General features: G+C 33.5%; 1 protein-coding gene. It reads right to left on the bottom strand.

The features are described 5' to 3' along the window. Positions 1–263: 263 nt before the first annotated feature. Positions 264–1,658: a dipeptidase PepV gene (gene pepV, locus I4N53_RS10785; protein ID WP_003867222.1), complete on the bottom strand. Its 1,395-nt coding sequence runs from the start codon at positions 1,656–1,658 to the stop codon at positions 264–266. Between the last annotated feature and the right edge of the window lie 324 nt (positions 1,659–1,982).

The raw sequence follows: 1,982 nt of genomic DNA, 5'->3' as shown, positions 1-1,982 counted from the left end.
TACATCCATACCCCATTTTCCTGCTTCATCACCTACTGAAATTTTACACTATCTTTTTTAATACAAAGAAGGAATTTAAACGTTTTAATAGAATTTATAATATAAAACCACTTAGTTGCATAATAACATATACTATATAGTAAAAATCGCCAAATAAGAATATCATTTTGTGTTATATCTTTGCCTTGGAAAGAATTAGGATTTATAGTAGAGGAAAAGAAACTATATTTTAGTTTAAAATAAAATCCCTCAAAAGAGGGATTTTATTTTGCTAATTCATATATAGCGTGAGCATAAATTTTTGCATTTAATATCAAATCTTCAATTTCTATATATTCATCCGCTTGATGTGCTAACTCTGGCTTGCCTGGGAAAACAGGCCCAAAAGCCACTGTGTTAGGCATCTCTTTCGCGTAAGTTCCTCCACCTATTGCTAAAAGCTCTGCCTTCTGTCCTGTCTGTTCTTCATAAACCTTGCTCAAAGTTTTTATCAAAGGATGGGCTGGTGGGAAATACAAAGGTGGCTGATGGAGCATGTCTTCTATTCTCATTCCATTAGTTTTGATTTTATTCTCAAAAATATTCATCCAATCCTCATATTTATATTTTACAGGATACCTGATATTTAAACCTAATACTCCTTTGCTTTCATCTAATTGAATTGTACCAACGTTAAAAGTCAATTCTCCTGTTTCATCTTTTAAGTATATTCCAAAAGTTTTTCCGTTTGTTTCTATTCCAATATTTGTAGCGAAGAAATGTATAAAATCTTTGACATCGCTATCTTCTAAATCGATTCTGTCAAGGAAGAGAAATAGCTGCATTATAGCATTTTTCCCTAAGTGTGGAAGGCTGCCATGAGCCGAAACCCCTACTGATTTGATTACAAGCATTTCGTCTTTTTCTTCAGCCTTCAAATTGTAACCCGTCTCTTTTACGAAAGCTTCTAGCTTATCTTGAATTTCTTTCTTCTTATTTGCCTCTTTTACCTTTAATCCAGCTTCACAAAAGCCTGGCACTACATTAGGCCTTTCTCCACCTTTGATGTATTTTATAACTATATTGCTGGGCTTTTTATTAAAGTCTTTTACTACATTAAACATTGTTATTCCCTTTTCTGCATATATGATGGGATATTGAGCATCAGGAGTAAAGCCCATTGTAGGCGCTTCATCGTGTTTTAAATAATAAGGAATTTCATGAGAACCAGTCTCTTCATTTGTACCAAATAAAATCCTCACTCTTCTGGAAAGTTCTAATCCTGCATCTTTTATAGCTTTTAAGCCATATAAAGCAGCGATTATCGGTCCCTTATCATCTACAGTACCTCTTCCATATATCTTTCCATCATGGATTTCAGCACCATAAGGTGGATAAGTCCACCCATCACCTTCTGGAACCACATCTAAATGTCCCAAAACTCCTATCATTTCTTCTCCTTCGCCGTATTCTGCATACCCTACATAGCCATCCACATTTTTAGTTTTTAAGCCTAAACTTTGTGCAATCTCTAAAGCTTTGTCCAATGCCTTAGCAATACCTTCTCCATAAGGCATTCCTGGTTTCGGTTCATCTTGTACGCTTTTTATCCTGACCAACTCTTGAACTGATTTTATAATGTCATCTCTCATATTGTCTATGTAGGAATTTAAATCCATAAAAATCCCCCCAATACTTTGGTAATCACACCTTCTATTATATGCTTTCATTTAAATGTTTTCAATATGTTTTCACCTTTTTGTAATTTCTTCTTCAATCACTCCTCCAGAATATACTTTGAATTCATCTATTCAAATAGTAAGAACCACCATAGCAACAATCTTCCATGTATTTGATTTGGTACCAATATCGTACTAGTTTTTTTGCTTTAACTCTCTTTTTTATCTTGCTGTATTTAATTATACAATGAGCCAACTTTTGTCTTATTAGGTTTTTGAAAATTTTTTGTTGACCTAATATTTCCTATATGCTAATATAGGAAT

It is taken from the genome of Thermoanaerobacter sp. CM-CNRG TB177, from assembly GCF_018588165.1.
GTDB lineage: Bacteria > Bacillota > Thermoanaerobacteria > Thermoanaerobacterales > Thermoanaerobacteraceae > Thermoanaerobacter > Thermoanaerobacter thermocopriae.
Note: the sequence above shows the minus strand (reverse complement) of the source record. Positions and strands in the feature narration are given on the sequence as shown.